The sequence below is a fragment of the Nitrospirota bacterium genome (genome assembly GCA_030645475.1).
In the GTDB taxonomy this organism is placed as follows: domain Bacteria; phylum Nitrospirota; class Nitrospiria; order Nitrospirales; family Nitrospiraceae; genus Palsa-1315.
This window is the reverse complement of sequence record JAUSMA010000050.1, coordinates 1-1,997: the sequence shown is the minus strand read 5'-3', so window position 1 is coordinate 1,997 and position 1,997 is coordinate 1. Positions and strand designations below refer to the sequence as shown.

Genomic DNA, 1,997 nt, shown 5'->3' with positions numbered 1-1,997 from the left:
CAGGAAATCGTCCACACCAGCCTCCGCAGCCACGGCCGCCGCAGTCTGCGGATTGTCGCCGGTGATCATGACGGTCTTAATCCCCATCCGTCGCAATTCGGCAAACCGCTCTTTGATCCCGCCCTTGATGATATCTTTCAGGTAGATCACGCCCAGCACTTTCGGCCCCTCCGCCACGACCAGCGGGGTACCCCCCTGCTTCGCAATCTTCTCCACATGTAGGCGAACCGCTGGAGAAAAGTGGCCTCCCCGTTCCGTCACATAGGCTTCGATTGCGCCATCAGACCCCTTGCGTATTTCCCGCCCGTTCAAATTGACGCCGCTCATCCTCGTTTGAGCCGTAAAAGGAATGAATGTCGCGCCTAGCTCGTGAATGTCGCGCGCACGCAATCCATACTTTTCCTTGGCCAGGACGACGATACTGCGTCCTTCCGGTGTCTCGTCCGCCAGCGACGAGAGCTGGGCCGCATCGGCCAGCGCCTGATCGCTCACTCCGTCGGCCGGAAGGAACTCGGTCGCTTGCCGATTCCCCAATGTAATGGTGCCGGTTTTATCGAGGAGCAACACATCCACGTCGCCTGCCGCTTCCACGGCTTTGCCGGACATGGCGATGACGTTCGCCTGCACCATTCTGTCCATTCCCGCGATCCCGATTGCGGAGAGCAATCCTCCGATCGTCGTCGGGATCAGGCAGACGAGCAGTGCCACCAACACCGTCACGGTGACTGGCGTCCCCTCCCCCATGGCCTGCACGCTGTACAGAGAGAACGGCAACAACGTCACCGTCGACAAAAGGAAGATGACTGTCAGCGCTGCCAACAGAATGTTCAGCGCGATCTCATTCGGAGTCTTTTGGCGCGTGGCCCCCTCGACCATCGCAATCATCCGGTCCAGAAATGTTTCGCCTGGATTGGCCGTGATCCGTATCACCAACCAGTCCGACAGGACGCGTGTGCCGCCCGTCACGGCGCTGCGATCGCCGCTCTCTCGAATGACGGGGGCGCTTTCACCGGTGATGGCACTTTCGTTCACCGAGGCGATGCCTTGGATGACCTCCCCGTCGCAGGGGATAAAATCTCCGGCCTCCACCAACACGACGTCTCCCCGCTTCAAGGTACTCGCCGGGACGATGGAGGAGGGAACGCTGAGATACTGGTCGCCGGACTCAGGCTCGCCCAGTTTTTTCGCGTTCATTTCACGCCGGGAACTGCGCAGCGATTCCGCCTGTGCTTTTCCGCGCCCTTCCGCCATCGCTTCGGCAAAGTTCGCGAACAGCACGGTGAACCAAAGCCAGAGCGAGACGGCGAGGATGAACCAGACAGGCGCTTCGCCTGTCCCGAACAGCGCCTGGAAGAACAGGACGGTCGTCAGCACACTCCCGACCGCGACCACGAACATGACCGGATTGCGAATTTGGTGGCGCGGATGCAGCTTCCGGAAGGATTCCAGCAGCGCTCGTCGCATAATCCTAGGATCGAACAATGGCCTTCTCTTATCTTGCGTTGTCATCTCAAAATCCTCCACTCCAGCGCTGTTATCGGCTCACCATCAGGATATGTTCTATGATTGGACCCAAGGCCAGTGCAGGCACGAAGGTAAGGGCTCCCACCAGCACGACGACACCGATCAGCAGCACGACAAACAGCGGCGTATGGGTCGGCAGGGTTCCGGGGCCGGCCGGCACAAGTTTCTTCCTCGCCAGCGCGCCGGCCAAGGCCAACGTGGGAATCGCCAACCAGAAGCGGGAGATCAGCATTGCGATCCCGCCAGTGAGGTTGTAGAAGGGTGTGTTGACATTCAGTCCGCCGAACGCGCTGCCGTTATTATTCCCCATCGAACTATAGGCATAGAGCATCTCACTGAACCCGTGGGGGCCCGGGTTCAAAATCGAGCTGGTGCCAGCGCCTGTCACCGAGGCCACGGCCGTGAAACCGAGGACTACCATCGGCATGATCAGGATCAACAGGGAGGCCATCTTCATCTCATAGGGTTCGATC

Annotated in this window: 2 protein-coding genes; both read right to left on the bottom strand. The window is 59.7% G+C overall.

Going from position 1 to position 1,997, the window contains the following annotated elements; all coding sequences use genetic code 11:
* Positions 1-1,509, bottom strand: a 1,509-nt coding sequence (kdpB, locus tag Q7U76_08990) for a potassium-transporting ATPase subunit KdpB (protein ID MDO8356510.1), incomplete at its 3' end; no start/stop codon positions are given.
* A gap of 25 nt (positions 1,510-1,534) precedes the next feature.
* Positions 1,535-1,997, bottom strand: a 463-nt coding sequence (locus Q7U76_08985) for a potassium-transporting ATPase subunit KdpA (GenBank protein ID MDO8356509.1), incomplete at its 5' end; no start/stop codon positions are given.